Source organism: Terriglobia bacterium (assembly GCA_036496425.1).
Lineage (GTDB): Bacteria > Acidobacteriota > Terriglobia > 20CM-2-55-15 > 20CM-2-55-15 > 20CM-2-55-15.
In genome coordinates this window covers 1-18,046 of sequence record DASXLG010000066.1, presented here as the reverse complement: position 1 = coordinate 18,046, position 18,046 = coordinate 1, and the positions used below count along the sequence as shown (strand labels likewise).

Sequence of the window (18,046 nt, the reverse complement as noted above, 5' to 3'; positions counted from 1 at the left end):
CACACCCGAATTCCGCAGTTCAGGAATTCAGGTGTGCGACCCCCCTCTCATTTCCCCCTATTGCCCCTTTAGTTCGGCGAGCCGTTTCTTGAGAGGATCGAGTCCGTCGTACTTCGGATCGATCTCTTCCATCCGTTTCAGCGTCTGTTCGGCGGCGTTGAAATCACGCTCTTCCATGTGCACGATCACCAGATTATGCAGGGTGGCCATATGTTTTGGATCGGCCTTCAGGATTTCCTGATAGGTGACCATGGCCTTTTCCTTTTGACCTGCATTCCAGAGCGCTGTGCCGAAGTCCGTCTTCACATCCAGGTTGGCAGGCTGCTGGATCAGCACTTTTTGAAACCAGTCCACCGCTTCGCTGAACCGGCCCATATCGAAAAGGAAGTTTGCATACCGCGTCATCAATGTGACGTCGTTGGGATTCTTCGATAGCGCTTCCTTGAACATTGCGAGCAACTGATCGTTGCTCACGTCGGGATGGTTTTGTGGGAGGTTTGATCCGGCCCGGGATGCGGCGGCCACGGTCCGCGGCATCCCGGCCTGAACCTGATAGAAGGCAAGAATATATCCGGACGCGGCCCCGATGATGAGGCCCAGGATAGCGAAATGGATATTGCGTGAGGTAAGCATGAGATAAACCACAAGAGGCTCAGAGCGTCGATGTGCTCCTTGTGCCTCTTGTGGTTACTGCGTTTACTTCTTCTTTGCTTTGGCGGCGTCCGCCTTCCCTTTTTCGCTCTGATAACCGGTTGGCGCGCTCGCCTGGGCTGCAGCGATCAACTGCTTGGCAGCCTCGATATCCGACTTTACCTGCGGTGTCTGCTGAGCTTCGGGCAGGGCGGTCTGGATCTGGATGAATTTTTCAAGAACCGGAATCGCCTGCGGAATCGTGTCGGGCGCGCCGAAATAGGAGATCCCGAGCTGATAGTAAGCAGGACCCATATTCGGATTCAGCTCGATCGCTTTCTTGAAAGCATCGCCGGCATCCTTGGTCTTGCCTTTATTCGTAAGGACAGCCCCGAGGTTGTAATACGCCTGGCCGGCGCCGGCGGGGTTCAGTTCTGCGGCTTTCTGAAGCTTCTGAGTCGCGTCGTCGATCTTGCCCTGGTTGGCGAGGACGATACCGAGGTTGTTGTAATATCCGGCCTCATCGGGTTTCAGTTCGATGGCTTTGTTGTATGCCGCCGCCGCATCATCGTATTTCTTCGCCTGCGCGTCTGCGTCGGCAAGATTTGCATAGATGACGTGCTGGGTCGGATCGTTCTTTGCCGCTTCACTGAATAGGCGGATGGCTTCGTCGTAGTTCTTGGCGGCCATTGCCGTGCGGGCGTTTTCGAATGCCGCCTTGGTCGCCTCATTCTTGGCCTTTTCTTCGGCGATCTTCTTTCTCTGCTCTTCGATATTCGCATTCGAATTCGCCGCAGCCGCGGCTGCCTTGCCCGCATCCTTCAGGTCGAAATCGAGCTTGTTGTCCTGGCCGAACTGAACACGGCCGTCGAGAGCCATCAGCGGCTTTCCGTCCTTTAAGACGCTGACCTTGTAATTGCCGGTCGGCAGGCCGGCGTGTACGTAGTTTCCGCTTTTATCCGTCTTGACTTCGAAATGTCCAGAGATGCCCTGGCGATCGATCGAGATAGTGACGCCGTTCAGGGGTTTCCCATCGGTATCGACCACTTTCCCCGTCAGGTTCCCCGTCTGTGCAAAGCCGGGACTGGCGAGCAACAATGCCGTCACGAGGACAGGCAGGATTTTAGTTACCAACTTCATAGATGCCTCCGTCAGGAATTGAAACAAAGAAAATCAAATTCTTGCGTACTCCGGTCTGTTTGCATAACCAATCGGATCGTCGATGCCTGATTCTTGAAACGCTCTCAGCCGCAAAGCACAACTGTCGCAGACACCGCAGGCAGTGTCTGAGTCGCAGTAACACGACCACGTCAAATGAAACGGCGCGCCCAGTTCCAGGCCCTTCTGAACGATTTCTCGTTTGGAAAGATGGATGAGCGGCGTTTCTATAAGGATATTGCTCGAGGGGCGGGTGCCCGCCCGGATCGCCTGGTTAAAAGCTTCGTAGTATTCGGGCCGGCAGTCCGGATATCCGGAGCTGTCTTCCCAGACGGCTCCAATGAAAATTTTATTTGCCCCCAGGACCTCGGCCCATGACGTGGCGATCGACAAAAAATGCGCATTCCGAAAAGGCACATATGTGTTCGGAATGTCATCGCTGGCGAGGTCCGCGTTCCGGATGTTCATACTCGAATCGGTCAAGCTGGAACCGCCTATCGCCCGGAAGTGATCGAGCCTCACCGCAAGCCGCGTAAACGCCCCAAAATGATCCGCAAGATGCTGAAACGACAGGAGCTCACGGGCTTCCGTCCGTTGGCAGTAACTGGCATGGAGAGCCGCGATTTCATACTCTTGAGCGGCAATGGCGGCGGTGACACAGCTGTCCATCCCGCCGCTCATTAAAACCACGGCTCTGGTCTTATTGGGCGTTTGACTCATTTAAGAGACTGGATTTTAATAGGGTTAGCTCTGAAATGTCAAAGGGGCAGGCGGCTGCCTCCGGGAGCTCGAATACCACACCCCGCTTACGATTCCGATGACGATGGCCGCGATGATCGAACCCGGCAATCCGGCGGGAGATGCGCGTTGGAACCCATCACGCAGTGTCGAGAGAATGGACAGAGCTGCCACAGTGATGATCAGCAGCTCCGGAGCGTGCCGGAATACCAGCGCATAAAAGATCAATAAAACTATCGCTGTGACAGCGCCAAGAATCAGCCACGACACTATCGTCTCAATACCTGAAGCTCCGGCCAGCGCCAGGCCCGCCACAATCCAAATCCAATTTGCGCGGGGCCACTGCTTCAGCGTGTAGATGAGCGAAAGCAATAGGAGCGCCTGGCTGAAAAACGAAGTGAGCGGCGCGAGTGAAGCTCCGGCCAACGGTACGGCCATGGACGCGGCCGCGAGATTTCCCCATGCAGGAACCAATACCGGAGCCGCCTGCCGCGCGAGGGCTCCGGCGCCGGCCATGCATAGCCCAACCGAGATACCGATCAAAACAGGCCTTCGCCGATTTTGCGCGGCGAGTTCCGGTGACGTTCCTATCCTGGCCGCAACCAGGCCGGCGGCGAGCCCGAGCCCCAGACCGCTGAAAAGATTGAAGACGAGCGAACCGGCGATTGCGATGCCGACCTGTAGTGCCAGAGGTTGTGTTGTTACAGCCTGCGATGCAACCAGCGGCCAGCTATTCAAAGTATTCACCGCGCCCACGATGACAACCGTCGCGAAGACCGCAAAAAATGTCCGCGGCGAGAATTTGTGGCCGCGGCTCCACTGAACGACTCCAACGACAGCAGCCGTCGCGAGGATCGCAATAAGGATCACAGTGGAGAGAGTTCCAAGGATATTCGGCAACGTTTGCCGGGAGCGTTCCTGGCGCGACCATTCTTCCGGAACGTAGACATAACGTGCCGTATCGACGATCCGGTCGCCGTCGACTTCGATCGAAACGCGCGGCTCACCCTGAGGCAATCCATAATCCCGCGTGTCTTTGAACACGAACGTCCAGTCTGTTCGTGCCGGCCGTTTCCCGGCATCCGCGGATACTTCTGTGAAGAAGGCCGGATCTCCGAGGGCGTTCAGCGCGATCATGCGGGCTTCGTTCTGCGTCAGGTTTTTTCCGGGCTGCGCTTCAGGCAGATTATGGTCGACGCGCAAGATGTGTCCGCTGCCATCGACGTAGACCTGGTATTCTTCCGCGCGTTCCGCCACATCGCCTTCGAAACGAGCGAAGCGGATGAACCACGTTGGTGGAGTGACGTATACGCTGAGCAGTTTTCTATAATGGTCCGGGCCGGCGGTCTGCCAGACGAAGCGGTTGATTTCGCCGGGCTGCGCCTCGACCTCGCTCAACACGGTCCACGAATTCGGAAGCTGAACTCCCCGTTGAGAAAGTGCCTCTCGCGCTTTCTGAATCGCCTCGACCCTTGAAATCCGAATGGTCGTCGCGTCCGTGTGGAAGGGCGAAGCGAGTATCCAAATGACAAGCCCGGCAAGCCCTGCGATCGGCGCGGCGCGCCAGACGGCCGGTGAGATCGCTGTCCGGGCAGGTTCCGCTATGGGCTCCGGCCGGGCTGCCGCCGGCACTTCGCGCGGTTGCCAGGCGCCGTTAAAAACATTTTCCGGTACTTCCAGCCACTTTCCCGCTCGTGCGCGGTTTGCGAGAACGACCCATAAAGGAACGAGAACGGCAGCCACAACAACCGCCTGTTCGACGTGCGCCCGGGTTCCTGATGCGACGAACAGCGGCAGCGCCATCCATGTCGTGTCGTATGCGAAATGGAGAACGATTCCGGGCAACAACCCGAAGAGGAGGAACAGCGTGCCGAACACGAACGACGGGATGATCAATTCGACAACCCGCGCATACGATGGCTCATTTGCGTATCCCGCATGTCCTGAAGCGAACACCAAAGCCTGAACGATCATCGCTATTGCGATAAACGCCCGGCGCTTTCCGAACCTGTTGCCGATCAGAGCGGCGATCGAAAGCGGGATGGCACGGAAAAAACACTCTTCCCAGAATCCTGCCTGAGCCGCCTGCGAGATGGCGGAAAGAGAAGGGACGTAGTTCGCGAACATGTCGGGATTCACAAGCGAGTCGGAGGGCGTCCACCAGCCTAGTTTTCCCTGCGCGAAGAAATACAGCACGATCTCGTAGGCAAAGAAAGGCGCCACGAGCAGGTATCCCGTAACCGTCTCGCCCAGGACAGTGGGAGAAGGCGCGGCCCTCTTCGACCATGCCTTCCACAACTGAACGTGACGTGGGAAGGCGCGGCGCGACAATGTCTCGGCCGCCATGAATGAGATCGTCAATAGAAGCGCATATGCTCCGAAGACGGCGACGGCGTTCATCAGCTGGCGGAGCTCAAAACTGCCTGCAGACGTCGCAGTGTCGTACTTCATCCACGACAGGGGCCATGCATTCAATTCCTGCAATCCCATCAGCAGCGAAATGAAAAGACCCCAGACGATCGGCTGCCGCCATAACACCCAGTGGCGCCGGATCATCCAGAACAGACCGATTCCGCAGAATCCGAGCAGGTAAGGCCCGAACACCGCAATGCTCGATCCGGCGTTGATCGCATCGTTCGCCGCCCGCATTTGCTCGTACCGGCGCGTGAAGGCTTCCGGGATCTGGACGTATTGCGTAAGCCCGGTCAGCCTGTCGCCGCCGACAACCAGCCGCAAACGATAGCGGCCCGCGCCAAGCCGTTCATCCTGCCTCTCATACACGAACGCGTGGTCCGTGCGGCCGCCGGGCTTGTCGTCTTTAGAGGACTCGGCGAGCTGGTATTTGCTGAAGTCGATGTTCCAGTCCGCCCTGGCGGTGTTTTCTGCGATCTTCCGCGCATCCGAGGCGGAAATGCTCGCGCCTTTCTCCTGGTCCGGCAGCTTGACGCTGAAGTCGTAAGGCTGGCCTTCAGGCGTGAACCGGATCTGGGTTTCGTGAGCGTCGCCTTCCTTGAAGTGCCGGACCACCCAGGTATAAGGCGCAAAGATCTTCTGTTTTAAAATCCGGCTGAGCTCGGGCTTTCCGCCCCCTTCAAGTTCGATGAAATTCTGTGTTTCCTGGTCGGTACTGAACTCGGCTGCCTGACTGAACATCTGCGGCGGCCACGCATTCTTTTGCGCCAGGGCGCGAGCCGCATCGAGCGCATCCTTCCGGTTCATCTGAAGGTCGATGGAGACGAGCGGAAACGCCGTGGAGAAATATTTGAATGTGAAGACGGCTGCGGCCGCGGAGATGACGGCGAAGACAATCCAGAATGCCGGCTTTCGAAGCATTACCTGGAAGAGACCACAAAACGCACGGGATGCGCAAAGATTTTGTGTGTTCCCGTCTTGCAGCAGCTACATCTCGCCGCTGGAACGGCCAAGATCCCGTTCGACCAGTCGATCGACGGGGATGGTTAGGTTGTTAACCTTCCCGCCGAGGCCTTCAACAACCTCGACCAGCTTTGTGTGCGCTTTGGCTTGATTCAGCTGGACGGCCTCAAGTTCCTGCATACTCACAAGGAGACGGATGACACCCGAAGAGCGTAATCGCGTATTCGCCGATTTCAGTGATTTTTTAGGGGCCATGGGTTTTATTTTGCCTGAGAGTCATGTATTCGGCTTTCGGAATTAGAAATCGGATCTCGGAGTTCAAATCCGATTTTCGGAATTAGAAAACGCATTTCGGAACTCAAATTCGAATACAGCGCCGGTATCATCCTTGCCATGGCCGGCTTCTCAATGCCGGCAAGAACATTCCACTGGAGCCGATTCGGCTAATCCGGCGCGCTGCTTGACCGCAACGTCCGGGTATAAGGAGGAGTTCATCGTTTCGTCCGTGTTCATTCACTTTCGGGTGTATCCGCCGGATACTGTGTCGGAGTTGCTTGCATATAAAGGGTTTGCGTTGGGAACGGCATCTCGATGTGTTCCAACCGGAACCTCTTTAGTATTCTTTTCCGTAGTTCGTGCTGGATCAGGTATTGGTCTGCGAACGTTTGCACAGAGCAACTCAGCGTCAGATCCAGCGATGAAGGTCCGAAGCCGGGGATAAATCGGACAGCCGGAGGCGGTTCGTTTAATAACCCGGGTACCTTTCCGGCGGCGGTGCGCGTTTCCTCGAGCAAAACGCGCTCGACCATGTCTATATCGCTCCCGTACTCGACTGAAACCACGATGGAAATCGACATGGATCGTTCAGGAAGATCGTAATTCGTGACGGTGGCTTTCGCGAGCTTGGCGTTCGGAATGATAATCACATTATTTTGCAGCGAGCGGAGAGAAGTGCTGCGCCAGCTCACATCGGCAATGAAGCCTTCTTCTCCGGAGTCCAGTTTGATGTAGTCTCCAATCCGCACCTGTCCCGCGAGCGATAGGTAGAAACCTCCAAACAGATTGGATAAGGTGTCTTGAAGCGCAAGCGCAATGGCAATACCGCCGACGCCTAAAGCTGTCAGAATCGGCAAAACCGAAATGCCCACGGTGTTCAGCAGGACCATCGCGCCCAGGAGCACGACCACGATCCTGGCGAGATTTTCCGTGAGGCTGGTGAAGGAAGCACCTCCAGCGTGGAGCCTGATCAAGACGCCGGCGAGCCGCGAAAAAACCAGCGTCATGGAAGTGATGAACAGGATCAGGAGAATCCGCGCGACTTCATCCTGAACTCGAAGCGGCAGCCTCGACGTTTGCGCGCCGAGATGCACGGCGAGCATGACGATCCAGATCATGACTGGAGTACGCAGTGCTTCAAAAGCGATATCGTTCAGCCTGGATTTACTTCTGGCCGCCCAGGTCCGGGCGGACCGAAATACGGCGTTGCGTACGGCCCAGCCTACGAGAATCGTTACAACCACCACCGTAAACGGCGGCAGAAGCACTTCCCAGTGTCGTTCGATAAACCGGAGCGTCGATTCCATATTGCAATCTCTCAGGATAGACCGATTGACGCCGGAAAATCGGAACTTGTTTCTGCCTCAGTGGGGCCCTTCAAGAGCGGTCTTGGTTCTGTGGTTGTCGCGGTGACTGCACGCGAAAAGCTTTAGGTGAGTAATCCGGAGGCCGGTATTCTTCGGGAACCGTTACGTCGTTGCCGTCCCGGATCGACGAGTAATGAGGTGACATGATCTCCACGCCGGCCTCATTGAACTTGTCCTGAATGTTTTCGTGAAGATCCGAGTAGGTTCGAGCCATCAGGCTGGGCTTGTTTGTATACGCATTGATCTCATACGAGACATATGAATCATCAAGGCTGGTCTGCAGCACGAACGGACTCGGCTCGGGCAGAATGTTCCCGGTTGCCAGCGCTGCATGAATCAGAAGATCGTGCACCTGGCGCCAGGGCGCGTCGTAGCCGATAGTGATGCTGGTGTGGAGAATCAGTCCATCGCGCTTTGCCGACGAGCTGAAATTGATCATGTGATTCGCGAGAACCAGCGAATTCGGAATAGAGATATCGACATTTTTTATCGTTCGAACGCGCGTCACCAACAGGGTCTTGTCCAGGACGTCGCCAACCGTCTCGCCGATCTTGACGCGGTCGCCAACCTGAAAGCCGCGCGTGTATGTCAAAGCCAGCCCTGCGACGGCATTGGAAATTGCGGCCGTCGAGCTCAATGAGACGAGAACTCCGACAAAAATAGAGACTCCCTGGAATGCCGGTGAACGATAACCCGGCAGATACGGCAGAATGACCGCGGCGGACAAGGCAATAATCACGAAGCGGACTATCTTGTAAGTCGGATCGGCCCAATCCGGATAAAAGCCGTCGACCTGAATGTTGCCCTTTTTGACTTCGTTGAAGCCGAACTTCACGAGTTTGATCAGGTATCCGGCAACGAGGATGATGACAATGACAAAGATGAAGTCCGGCACGTGCGCGATCAAAGCCGACGCGATCGAACGGAGGGGATCCGTTACATACTGAAGCAGGACTCGCGCATACCCTTTCGTCCAAGGAAAGAAACTGAAGACGATGGAGATGTAGACATAAGTGAGAATCAGCACGCCGACCGCCCGGGTGCCGGAAAGCACCGTAAGGATGGTTCCGGTAATCTGAGCGGAACTCAGCAGTTGGACTCTCTGAATCCGGAATTCCGGAATCCGCTCGCGCCCATGAGTCTCAACATATTCCTTCGACCGCCGGTATAGCAGCGAGATCAGCCTCAACGTGACGATGAACAGAATCGTTATAGCAACGCTATAGAGGCTGCCGAGCAGAAGGGTACGCGCGCTGTATCTTGCGCGTAGCGATCGTATTGTCGATTCGATAATTTGGGCGTATTGACTCGCTGCCTGTTGCCTGCTGAGACCAAGTGAAGCAGCGTCGGCGTCCGTCACCGTCATGATCACGAAGTCGCGAGCCGTAATTTCAGTCGTATTTTCGTAGTCTGCAACCTGGATCGGGAGCACCTCTGAGGGTGGCTGCTGGGAGAGTCTAAGAATTCGTTCGGATACCGCCTTGGCGCGATCTTCCGGAGAGAACGAAAAGATTCGCTCGTGCACGACAAACAAGTCTTTTCCATCGACAACGACCGGCGCCGAGGGTGTGCCGGTACTCTTATCTTGAGCAACGGCGTATGGCATTAACGCCAGAATAAGAAAACCGCAAGCGCTTAGCAGCCTGAGAAGACGGCGGCCTTTCACGGCGGCATTCGATTTGTTTGCCGGATTCATTGGGATAGCGCGTTTGCTTGCACTGGAGAGGCCATGAACGACCCTCAGTGCGATCTTAATTGATCCGGGTCGTTCTGTACATGGACTAAGACGCGGCGTGAGCGGGTCCGATGAAGCAAAAAGGATGGCATTTGACGAACGTCACTGCTGGGCCGCCAGCCGGCTCCAGCACAGCCATTCGCGAGGGATCTACGATTTAGGTCGATTCAGCCGGTACTATGCCCCGTGCGCGCGCACGATCAGGACCGAACAGGGAGCATTCGAAGCAACCGCCTCCGCCACGCTGCCAAGCAATAACCGGTTCAAGCCGGTTCGTCCCACTGTTCCGACCACGAGCAATTCGGCCTTCAGATCCGAGGCAGCACTTACCAAAGCGAGAGCCGCCGGACCGCGCGTTACAAGCGCGTGATCTTGCAGACCGAATTTGTTGAGAATTTCGCCGATGTGCTCCCGGGCATACTTTTCCATGTCCTGACAGATTTCCTCGCTGACTGCAAGTGAAGCCAATTCCATTGCACCAGCCGCGGGCGTCGTTCGATAGAGATCAAGACTGTGAACTACGGTGAGTTGCGCGTTGGTCCGTCGCGCCTCATTCACGGCCGCCGAAATCGCGGGCAGCGCCGGATCTGAAAAATCCGTACCGGCAACGATGTGTCCCCGGGAACTGGGCTTTCGGGCAACAAGCACGGGCGAGTGGGCATACCGGATTACCTTGGCTGTGACGCTTCCGAGCAGTATCCCATCCGCGCCGGTCATTCCGTGGCTTCCGATGACGATGAGATCTGCTTTCCATGCCTCCGCCCGTTTGAGTATTTCGGCATATGGCGAACCGTGGTCGGCTATGATCTCCGCCTCCGCATTGCCAACCACCTCAGCCACACGCTTCAACACGGCCTCGCCCGCCTTCTCGACTTCGGCCGGCACCGCCACGGCTTCACGTTCGGAGAACTGAGGGAACAGGAGATTGCTTCGAAGCTCGTTAGGCACAATGTGGCAAACCGCCAGCTTGCCGTGTGTAGCGGCACCACGCCCGGCCGCCTGGCGTAAAGCTTCATCGGAAGAAGGGCTAAAATCGATAGCCACAAAGATTCGCTTCGTTTGGTCCATAGCTGGTTACAGAGGTTATCACTTGGTGGACCAGAATTGCGCTGCGAATCGAGCCGCGGCGGGGCCAGAGTATTGCGCGCCAGTCTCTTGCGGACCACCGCACCTGACCGTTTGCGCGACAAGTTTCTTCAGCTTCCGGCAGCACCAATGTATCCTGTATCCGTTGCGAGTAATCGAACTGTGACGGCGAATACCATTTATCTTGATTTTATCGGCTGCGAAAACAAGTCCGCGGACTTGTATCTGGACTTGTCCGTTCATTTCTGCGACCAGGTTGAGCTCAGTTGGTTCTGGATCGAGATGGCGATGGAGAAGAAACAAGACGCGGGTCTCGTTCATTACTTTCTCGAAAACAAACTGTTTGCCCGACCTTCCTGACCCTGCCGCAATCCGAAACGCGCACTCATGCCTGGGTGGACTGGTCCGGCGTACCTCAAGCCCAGTCCTCGGCCTCGATGGGGCGTTCGATGTCGTCATCGTAATCGAAACGTCGGAGAGCGAAAATATTCGCAAACGATTGGTCATGCGATTGAGGGTCCCGGGTACGTCTACTCCCGCATCGATCTGTCCGGTTGATATCAGGCTGGAGAGCGGAAAGACAACATGCCGTTCGATGGCGCGTTTCAAGTGGCGCGCACCGTATCTCGGATCGGTTGCCTCGTTTAAGAGAAACTCTTTTGCTTCGGAACCGAAGCTCAACACAATGGGAGACTACAAAGTGGAAGCGATGTACGTGGGTAACCGCGCTTCTCACATCTTGTCGTAGTTTTTCTTTAGAATTGCCCCGAGAATCAGAAGCAGCGAGAGAAGCCGGACGAGATACGTCCATGGGGTCGCTTCATTCGGTCTGTCCGTTAGCAGCACAGCGGATCGGTTCAAGCCTTCAACAATAAATGACGCCGCAAAAGCGAGAAAGAACGAATCCTGAGTGGTACGCCAGAATTTCAGGAAAAACAATCCAGCGGCAACCGACGCGGTGGCGATCACTCCTAGCAAAAACCCGTCAATCATGTCTTCACTCGCTCTCCCAAATCAGACCGTACAGGAGAAGAATCATCGCGGCAGCGGCGGTACCGAGTCTCAGACGGTACAGGTTCACATCAGGGAAAAGCACCAGATCCACAAAAACCAGGGCATTCGAAACCGTCAGGCCCGCGAAGCACAGTCCGCTCCAAAGCAGCAGCTTCTTCTTTGCTCGCGCGTAGCCACGAAGTAGCAAGACTGCACAGCACAAGCCGGTGAGAGCGCCCAGAATATAGATTGAGGCACTCATATTATTTGGTATCCTTTTTCAGACGGAAGGCCCGAGCAAACGCCCGAACCGCTGCCGATGGTTTGGAATGGATCAGTCTCGACACCCGAATCAGCTCTCGGCGGTAGGTAGAATCCACTGAACCGACGATTCGATCACGATCCGGATCCGGTTCGTAGCGGTAGCCTGCCGGCAATCCAGCGGTGATGACGACCAGGTGCTGCCGGATCAAGTCTTCCAAGATCCGCTTCGCACTCTCGGGATCCACATACAGACCTTTGGCCATTTCCTCTACCGACCACGATTTTGGCCGACTGGTCCATAGCAACAGGAGTGCCTCCAAATGGGGGATGGTATCGATGTGGTCTCGCAGAAACTGGTCAACGGCTTGACTGGCATCGTCATCCACAATCGTTGCTCGTTCCCGATTATACCAACCGCACCCATTTTGCCAAGATTCCCTTACCCCCGCGGCGTTACGATAACCCTAATTGGAGTCTCGGCAGCGGACGGAATCTGATCATTATGGGAGGCGCGGCCCTCCTCTTTCTCACCAACCTGGTAGCGATTGCGCAAGTGCATTCATGGTCTTCCTGTTGGTCGGCATGAACGCTCCGGAGGTGAGCGGGCCGAAGCGGACGCATCGCGTACCAACGACTTGCTTGCTCGGATGATCCTCAACGGTCCTGTGCGCCGATGGTTCACCCCTGGAGGACATCTTCGCTATCGTCGCGCAACAAGCGCGGATTGACCCGACCAGCATCGCCATTCGACTGATTTCGACACAACCGATTCCAACTTCCAAAGCGACTGAAGTGCGCCAATCGATCGAGCGCCGCAAGGGCCCTGTTGTCGATCTGTCCGTGGATACGGTTGCCAGCAAGGTGAATTGGCCGATCTGATGGAGCGTATCAGAACTCCAGTGGTGGTTCCGCCACCACCACGCGCGCCACGGCGGCGATAGGCCGTACGCCGATCACCGTGACACGGGGATCTCTCCGAATTTTCGAAGTAGCGGCGTCAAAGTCAGACCTTGAACGAAGACTGAGAAGGCGACAACGGCAAAACTGACTGTGACAACGGTTTCTCGCTGAGGCATCTCGGGGGGAAGCGCAAGAGCAAGTGCAAGGGCGAGGGCGCCCCGCAACCCGCCCCAGAACAAAACGTGTTGATGTCTGACAGTGACCCGAAATCTCGATCGAGAATACATGGCACAACACGGATAGACCGCGATTGCGCGTGCGAGGATGACGATGAGGATAGCTACAAAAATGGAGGGCAGTCCTGCCGCGAAGTTCTGACGCGCCTCGCGCATGCCGATCAGCAGGAACACGAACGAGTTTGCTACAAACGCCGCGTATTCCCAGAACGCCTGGACAGCTTCCCGGCCCCGATCCGTGATTGCACCAAGGTGCCCCGTATTGCCCAAAATCAGCCCCGCTACCAAAGTGGCGAGCACACCGGACTGGTGAAGGTGTTCGGCAAGGAGAAAAGAGCCATAGGCCGCAACAGTGGTGAACGCTATTTCTACCAAATGGTCGTCCGTCCTCCCCGCAAGTAAGAGCGTTGCCCCAGCGACGATCGCGCCACATAGAAGACTGCCCAAAAAGGTGATGAGAAACTTCGCGGTCATCTCCATCGGGGTTAGGCTGCGGCCCGATGCGAGTTCCAGGCAAATTGCAAAGAGAACCGCTGCCGTACCGTCATTGAAGAGGCTTTCGCTTTCTATCAAAAGGAGCAAGCGTCCGTGTGCCTTGGCTTCCTTGAATGTCGAGATGACGGAAACGGGATCGGTAGCTGCAATCAGCACTCCGAATACAAGTGAATTCAACCACTGCCAGTTCGCGAGGTAATGCATTCCAGCGGCGGTGACTGCCGCCGAGAGTAGCACGCCTAGAGTTGCCAAGACTAGCACTACCGGGAGATCCTTGCGCAAGTGCTTCCAGTCAAGATAAAACGCGCCATCGAAAATGAGAGGTGGAAGGAGCCCGGTAAACAAAAGTTCCTTCGTGAGGCGGAACTCCGGCGCGAATGGTAGCAATGCGATGACGATTCCGGCCGTGACCAGGCCGACGCTGTACGGAAGGCGGAACCTTCGGGTCATCATCGCCACTACCGCCGAGATCAAGAGCAGCAACGCGCTTGTTTCAAAGCTCAGGTCCATAAAGCAGACCTGCATTAGAACATCGCCTGGCACCGCAACGCAAACACCAGGACGACTGCGCTATGATGACTCAGAGGCCAACGGTTATTGAGACGGCACCGGTTGGCAAACAACCTGGGACGAGGCTCTTGAACGGCAACAGGAACAAGAATCTTCTGGATATTCACATTTCTTTCAGAAGCCCTGCGGATTAGGCAGGATTGTCAGTCATGCGCAAGTAACCGAAGACGAGACGGGTATTGAAGGCAAGTTTGCGCATCATTTCGGCGATGGATTGAGCGGGTTTCTGAAGGGACTTGAGGATGCCGACGGCAAAGCGCCGCAAGCGGGTGATGTTTTCGGGGCCGAAGCCGGTTCGGATTTGGCTACGGTCCTCATCGTCATTCCTGTCGATGTTGCAGTGAACGCGTTCGATGCTCCAGTGCCCGCGGTTGACAGCCAGTACACGTTTGGGGCGAAGCCTGCTGTGGTTGATGTCCTTGCCCTTCGATGACGCAGGTTTGAAGCAACGGAACGGCCATGCCGATTTCGTTGGTTTGCTTTTATGGGACCATGACCACTAACCTTCCTATTGCATGAATTCGACGAGGTCCTGAATCTTATCCGTCACTTCATAATCCGGCAGACTCTGCATGAAGAGCCTGCCGTATGACTTCGTGCTCAATCGGTTATCCAGGACCGCGAGGATTCCGCGATCGTTCGCCGACCGGATCAGGCGTCCGAAGCCCTGCTTCAGGCGCAGGATCGCATTCGGCACCTGATATTCAGAGAACGCATTTCCTCCGGTGCTCTGAATCTGGGCAGTCCGTGCCGCGACCAGGGGATCCGACGGAACCTGGAAGGGAAGCTTATCGATGATGACGGCGCTGAGCGCTTCGCCTTTGACGTCCACGCCCTGCCAGAAGCTTGCTGTGGCGAAAAGCACGGCATTCGCGGTCATCTTGAATTCCTCGAGCAGGCGGCTTTTGCCGCCGCCTTTGCCCTGCACCAGGCAGGGGTATGGAAGACCATCGGCGACAATCTCGAATAACGCCTGCATCTGTTTATAACTGGTGAACAGGACAAACGCGCGGCCCTGCGAGGCCCGCAATACCAGCCTGATCTCTTCGGCGGCACGTTCGAGGTAGTCCGGATGCCTGTAGTCCGGCATCCGGTTGGGTATGTAGAGGAGCGCCTGTTTTCGAACGTTGAACTCGGTCGCCAGCGAGAGTTCGCGGCCTTCATGGAAGCCGATTCGCGTGCGGATGTAATCGAACGAATCCGCGACAGTCAGTGTCGCGGAGGTCAGCACGCAGGTTGGCACGCGCGTGAACAGGCGTTCCGAGAGCATGCCCGAGACATCGATCGGACAGGCTTCCAGGAAAATCCCGCGCTCGCGGCGTTCAATCCAGGAGACGTAATTTTCGAGATTTCCGTTGCGGAATATTTCAAGCTCCGACTGGATCTCGCCCGAGCGTCTGGCGAGCGCTTCGTATTCGCCGGAGAAATCCTTCTTTTGCTTGATGCCTTTGCGCGCGTCCTGCAGTGCTCCGATCAGCGCATCGATGCCTTCGAGTTCCGGTATCGGATGGCGGCCGTCGCGCAGCAGCGCAAATCCGTTGAAAAACCGCTCCGAGGCGCGCGCGGCCGGATCGACGTCGACCTCCAACTTTCGCGCATCGTGAATGAATTCGGAAAGCCGATAGTTGCTGATGTGAAATCCGAAGTAGTCGGTCGCGATGTCTTCAAGATCGTGAGCCTCGTCGAAAATCACAGCGCTGTAGTCCGGCAGGATGGCGGCAACGTCCGATTTCCGGATCGCAAGATCGGCAAAGAACAGGTGGTGATTCACGATGACGATATCGGCTTCCATCGCCTTCTGCCGGACCAGCGTCAGGAAACAGCGCTCGTAGTCTTTGCACTTCGAGCCGAGACAGCGGTCCCGCCGCGCGTCCATGCGCGACCATAGTTCGGAATCGTCGCCCACGGAACCGAGTTCTGCGCGGTCGCCCGTCTCCGTTTCCTTCGCCCAATCCAGGATCGATTGAAATGAGCGGAGCTCGCGCGGCGAAAACAAGCCCTCGCTGTGCAGCGTCTCCAGCTTGAGCCGGCAGAGGTAGTTGTTTCTTCCTTTCAGGTACGCGGCTCGAATCGGCCGTCCGACGACACTTTCCAGGAGTGGAATGTCTTTATAGAAGATCTGGTCCTGCAGCGTCTTGGTCCCGGTCGAGACCAGAATGCGTTTCCCGTAGAGCAGGGCCGGCAGAAGATAGGCCAGTGTTTTTCCGGTGCCGGTTCCGGCTTCGATGATGACGTGGTTCTGCTGTTCGAGCGCCTGATGCACCGCTCCGGCCATTCGAATTTGCGATGGCCGATGCTCGTAATCGTCAAGTTTCTGTTCCAGTATTCCGCCGGGCCCGAAGAAATCCTCAATCACCTGCCCAGTGTACCGCCTGCCCCCGGCCAGAAGCGGTCACATTCGTGCAGGTGGATCTCGTTTGTCCTCAGATCCGGCGATTTCCCGTAGGTCTGCATCCTACGAGCGAGTCCACCAGGAGTCTCCGGGTGCCCGGCACATTCCACGGCGGTGTCCGGCAGGACTCCACGCTTCGATGCATCATACGGCGGGCACAGGGGTTGAGGGTGTGGCTTCTCATCTGCAGAGGTTCCCTTGACTTTACCCAATAAGGAGCTAAGCATGTCTAATCCGAATCCAAATCCGAATCCGGACGAGAAAAAACAGGATCAGTGGAAGAAGCCTGGGAACGATATGACGAAAGATCAAAAGCGCGAGCAGAACCCCGATCCCATGCATCAACCGACCGGGCAGCAGCAGGGACAACCTCAAGGCCAGAAACCGCAACAACCCAAACAACCCAATCAGCCTAATCAGCAGACCGAAAAGGATCCGAACAAGCGGAGATCCGCGTAGAAGACAGTCCTGGTGAGCGACCCCCTGCCAGCCGCTTCGCGGCCGGCTCTCTCCCCCTGTATCAGGGGGAGAGTTTACTGTCCCCCTTGAAAAGGGGGACAGCCAGCGCGAAGCGCGGGCAGGGGGTCGCTTACACATCGTGTTGAAATCGCGTTTTTGTGCAGCGAAGCCGCCTCGCCATCCTGCCATATAATTCCTTCTTCATGATCGAGACGATCGAGATCGCAAAAGAATTCGACGGGGCGGCCCGTGTGGGCCTCCTTCAGATCGATGGATTGCGGGTTCAAGAATCTCCCGGGGAACTGAAGGCGATGTTGAACGGCCTTGCCGGCGAGTGCGCGCGCAAGCACCAGGATCAGCCGCTTGGCGAGATTCCGGCGGTGCGGCTCATCCGCGGGATTTTTCATCGCGCGGGCCTGGATCCCACGCGATACCGGCCGTCTTCCGAGTCGCTCCTGCGCCGGGCCGTCAAAGGAAAAGGACTCTATTTCATCAATTCGGTCGTGGATCTGGTAAATTACTTCTCTTTGAAGTTGTTGTGGCCGATCGGCCTCTATGACGCCGATAAGATCGAGCCGCCGGTTTCATGGCGGATTGGCCGGGAAGGCGAAAGCTACGAAGGTATCGGCCGCGACAAGCTCAACCTGGCGCATTTTCCATTGCTAGTGGATCGGCAGGGCCCGTTCGGCAGTCCGATATCGGATTCGATGCGGACTCGCGTAACCGAAGAGTGCAAGCGGATCTTATGGGTGACGTTCGCACCCCACGGCGCGACGGTGCCCAACGGAGAATTTGCCGAAACCATGATTCGTTTTGCAGGCGGCGTTGTGAAGGTTGCGAAAGAGCTATGATCAAAATACCGGCTCCTGTGTTGCGTGAGATCTACGATCATGCGGAGAAATCGTATCCGAACGAATGCTGCGGTCTGATGATCGGCACAGCCGACGCGGAGAAAAACCACACGGTCCACACCTTTCGGCAATGCAGGAACAACAACAAAGAGCGTGCGGCCGACCGGTATGATATGGACCCGCTCGATTTTATGCGTGCCGAACGCGAATTTGAGAAAAGTTCCTGGGAGATCATCGGTATTTATCATTCGCATCCGGATCATCCGTCGCGCGCATCGCAGACGGACACCGACCGCGCCGTGGAAATCATGGCCTATGCGTGGTCTTACCTGATTGTGTCGGTTCGGAACGGAAAAGTAGCCAGCGCCCAGAGCTGGGTTCTGAACGAAAGCGATAAGAAATTTTACGAAGAGCCGCTTCTTACCGAGGGAGATTCGAAATGAGCACCGTTACCGTAAAGATTCCAACTCCACTGAGGCCGATGACGGCCGGCCAATCCGAAGTGAAGATCGAAGGCGCCA

The 18,046-nt window shown here is 56.4% G+C and carries 18 protein-coding genes and 1 pseudogene; 5 read left to right on the top strand and 14 right to left on the bottom strand.

The window, feature by feature from the left end; genetic code table 11:
• Window positions 1-57: 57 nt before the first annotated feature.
• From VGK48_04265 to VGK48_04230, 8 genes are all read right to left on the bottom strand, one after another.
• Complete coding sequence (locus VGK48_04265; protein ID HEY2380377.1) at window positions 58-645, bottom strand: tetratricopeptide repeat protein; 588 nt, start codon at window positions 643-645, stop codon at window positions 58-60.
• A 51-nt stretch (window positions 646-696) separates the two neighbouring features.
• On the bottom strand, window positions 697-1,770 hold the full coding sequence (locus VGK48_04260) for a tetratricopeptide repeat protein (protein ID HEY2380376.1): 1,074 nt from the start codon (window positions 1,768-1,770) through the stop codon (window positions 697-699).
• Window positions 1,771-1,803: 33 nt separating this feature from the next.
• The gene (queC, locus tag VGK48_04255) at window positions 1,804-2,508 is read right to left on the bottom strand and encodes a 7-cyano-7-deazaguanine synthase QueC (GenBank protein ID HEY2380375.1); all 705 of its coding nucleotides are present in this window, start codon (window positions 2,506-2,508) and stop codon (window positions 1,804-1,806) included.
• Window positions 2,509-2,532: 24 nt separating this feature from the next.
• On the bottom strand, window positions 2,533-5,859 hold the full coding sequence (locus VGK48_04250) for a hypothetical protein (GenBank protein ID HEY2380374.1): 3,327 nt from the start codon (window positions 5,857-5,859) through the stop codon (window positions 2,533-2,535).
• A 66-nt stretch (window positions 5,860-5,925) separates the two neighbouring features.
• Window positions 5,926-6,156, bottom strand: coding sequence for a hypothetical protein (locus VGK48_04245; protein HEY2380373.1), 231 nt, complete (start codon window positions 6,154-6,156; stop codon window positions 5,926-5,928).
• Between the two features lie 254 nt (window positions 6,157-6,410).
• On the bottom strand, window positions 6,411-7,484 hold the full coding sequence (locus tag VGK48_04240) for a mechanosensitive ion channel family protein (protein ID HEY2380372.1): 1,074 nt from the start codon (window positions 7,482-7,484) through the stop codon (window positions 6,411-6,413).
• 70 nt (window positions 7,485-7,554) lie between these two features.
• A complete protein-coding gene (locus VGK48_04235) occupies window positions 7,555-9,240 on the bottom strand; it encodes a mechanosensitive ion channel family protein (protein ID HEY2380371.1) in 1,686 nt (561 codons plus the stop codon).
• Window positions 9,241-9,456: 216 nt separating this feature from the next.
• Entirely contained in the window at window positions 9,457-10,323 is an 867-nt protein-coding gene (locus tag VGK48_04230; GenBank protein HEY2380370.1) for a universal stress protein, read from the bottom strand.
• Between the two features lie 204 nt (window positions 10,324-10,527).
• Here VGK48_04230 and VGK48_04225 point away from each other — a divergent pair, with 204 nt between their 5' ends.
• Window positions 10,528-10,725 carry a hypothetical protein gene (locus tag VGK48_04225; protein HEY2380369.1) on the top strand — a complete coding sequence of 66 codons (198 nt, stop codon included), beginning with the start codon at window positions 10,528-10,530 and terminating at the stop codon, window positions 10,723-10,725.
• 183 nt (window positions 10,726-10,908) lie between these two features.
• Here the strand turns inward: VGK48_04225 and VGK48_04220 are convergent.
• The 5 genes and pseudogenes from VGK48_04220 to VGK48_04200 form a co-directional block, all read right to left on the bottom strand.
• Window positions 10,909-11,049: pseudogene (locus VGK48_04220) on the bottom strand (hypothetical protein).
• Between the two features lie 48 nt (window positions 11,050-11,097).
• Window positions 11,098-11,358, bottom strand: coding sequence for a DUF5985 family protein (locus VGK48_04215; protein HEY2380368.1), 261 nt, complete (start codon window positions 11,356-11,358; stop codon window positions 11,098-11,100).
• A gap of 4 nt (window positions 11,359-11,362) precedes the next feature.
• On the bottom strand, window positions 11,363-11,620 hold the full coding sequence (locus VGK48_04210) for a DUF5985 family protein (GenBank protein ID HEY2380367.1): 258 nt from the start codon (window positions 11,618-11,620) through the stop codon (window positions 11,363-11,365).
• 1 nt (window position 11,621) lies between these two features.
• The gene (locus tag VGK48_04205) at window positions 11,622-11,885 is read right to left on the bottom strand and encodes a hypothetical protein (protein ID HEY2380366.1); all 264 of its coding nucleotides are present in this window, start codon (window positions 11,883-11,885) and stop codon (window positions 11,622-11,624) included.
• A 690-nt stretch (window positions 11,886-12,575) separates the two neighbouring features.
• The gene (locus VGK48_04200) at window positions 12,576-13,763 is read right to left on the bottom strand and encodes a sodium:proton antiporter (GenBank protein HEY2380365.1); all 1,188 of its coding nucleotides are present in this window, start codon (window positions 13,761-13,763) and stop codon (window positions 12,576-12,578) included.
• A gap of 274 nt (window positions 13,764-14,037) precedes the next feature.
• Between VGK48_04200 and VGK48_04195 the strand changes: the two genes are divergently transcribed.
• Entirely contained in the window at window positions 14,038-14,256 is a 219-nt protein-coding gene (locus VGK48_04195; protein ID HEY2380364.1) for a hypothetical protein, read from the top strand.
• A gap of 75 nt (window positions 14,257-14,331) precedes the next feature.
• Here the strand turns inward: VGK48_04195 and VGK48_04190 are convergent, their stop codons facing one another.
• Window positions 14,332-16,179, bottom strand: coding sequence for an ATP-dependent DNA helicase (locus VGK48_04190; protein HEY2380363.1), 1,848 nt, complete (start codon window positions 16,177-16,179; stop codon window positions 14,332-14,334).
• A 261-nt stretch (window positions 16,180-16,440) separates the two neighbouring features.
• On the opposite strand from VGK48_04190, the gene VGK48_04185 reads away from it, so the two are divergent.
• The 3 genes from VGK48_04185 to VGK48_04175 all read left to right on the top strand — a co-directional run bounded on the left by VGK48_04185 (window position 16,441) and on the right by VGK48_04175 (window position 17,968).
• Window positions 16,441-16,674: a hypothetical protein gene (locus VGK48_04185; protein ID HEY2380362.1), complete on the top strand. Its 234-nt coding sequence runs from the start codon at window positions 16,441-16,443 to the stop codon at window positions 16,672-16,674.
• A 158-nt stretch (window positions 16,675-16,832) separates the two neighbouring features.
• Window positions 16,833-17,525: a phenylalanine--tRNA ligase beta subunit-related protein gene (locus VGK48_04180; protein ID HEY2380361.1), complete on the top strand. Its 693-nt coding sequence runs from the start codon at window positions 16,833-16,835 to the stop codon at window positions 17,523-17,525.
• The gene (locus VGK48_04175) at window positions 17,522-17,968 is read left to right on the top strand and encodes a M67 family metallopeptidase (protein HEY2380360.1); all 447 of its coding nucleotides are present in this window, start codon (window positions 17,522-17,524) and stop codon (window positions 17,966-17,968) included. The genes VGK48_04180 and VGK48_04175 overlap by 4 nt, the downstream gene beginning before the upstream one ends.
• The last annotated feature ends 78 nt before the right edge of the window (window positions 17,969-18,046 follow it).

Bases quoted from the DNA above. Each gene is read 5' to 3' on its own strand.
- VGK48_04260 (HEY2380376.1), bottom strand. From the start codon at position 1,770: ATGAAGTTGGTAACTAAAATCCTGCCTGTCCTCGTGACGGCATTGTTG.
- VGK48_04235 (HEY2380371.1), bottom strand. From the start codon at position 9,240: ATGAATCCGGCAAACAAATCGAATGCCGCCGTGAAAGGCCGCCGTCTT.
- VGK48_04215 (HEY2380368.1), bottom strand. From the start codon at position 11,358: ATGATTGACGGGTTTTTGCTAGGAGTGATCGCCACCGCGTCGGTTGCC.
- VGK48_04240 (HEY2380372.1), bottom strand. From the start codon at position 7,484: ATGGAATCGACGCTCCGGTTTATCGAACGACACTGGGAAGTGCTTCTG.
- queC (HEY2380375.1), bottom strand. From the start codon at position 2,508: ATGAGTCAAACGCCCAATAAGACCAGAGCCGTGGTTTTAATGAGCGGC.
- VGK48_04250 (HEY2380374.1), bottom strand. From the start codon at position 5,859: ATGCTTCGAAAGCCGGCATTCTGGATTGTCTTCGCCGTCATCTCCGCG.
- VGK48_04175 (HEY2380360.1), top strand. From the start codon at position 17,522: ATGATCAAAATACCGGCTCCTGTGTTGCGTGAGATCTACGATCATGCG.
- VGK48_04205 (HEY2380366.1), bottom strand. From the start codon at position 11,885: ATGGCCAAAGGTCTGTATGTGGATCCCGAGAGTGCGAAGCGGATCTTG.
- VGK48_04245 (HEY2380373.1), bottom strand. From the start codon at position 6,156: ATGGCCCCTAAAAAATCACTGAAATCGGCGAATACGCGATTACGCTCT.
- VGK48_04210 (HEY2380367.1), bottom strand. From the start codon at position 11,620: ATGAGTGCCTCAATCTATATTCTGGGCGCTCTCACCGGCTTGTGCTGT.
- VGK48_04200 (HEY2380365.1), bottom strand. From the start codon at position 13,763: ATGGACCTGAGCTTTGAAACAAGCGCGTTGCTGCTCTTGATCTCGGCG.
- VGK48_04185 (HEY2380362.1), top strand. From the start codon at position 16,441: ATGTCTAATCCGAATCCAAATCCGAATCCGGACGAGAAAAAACAGGAT.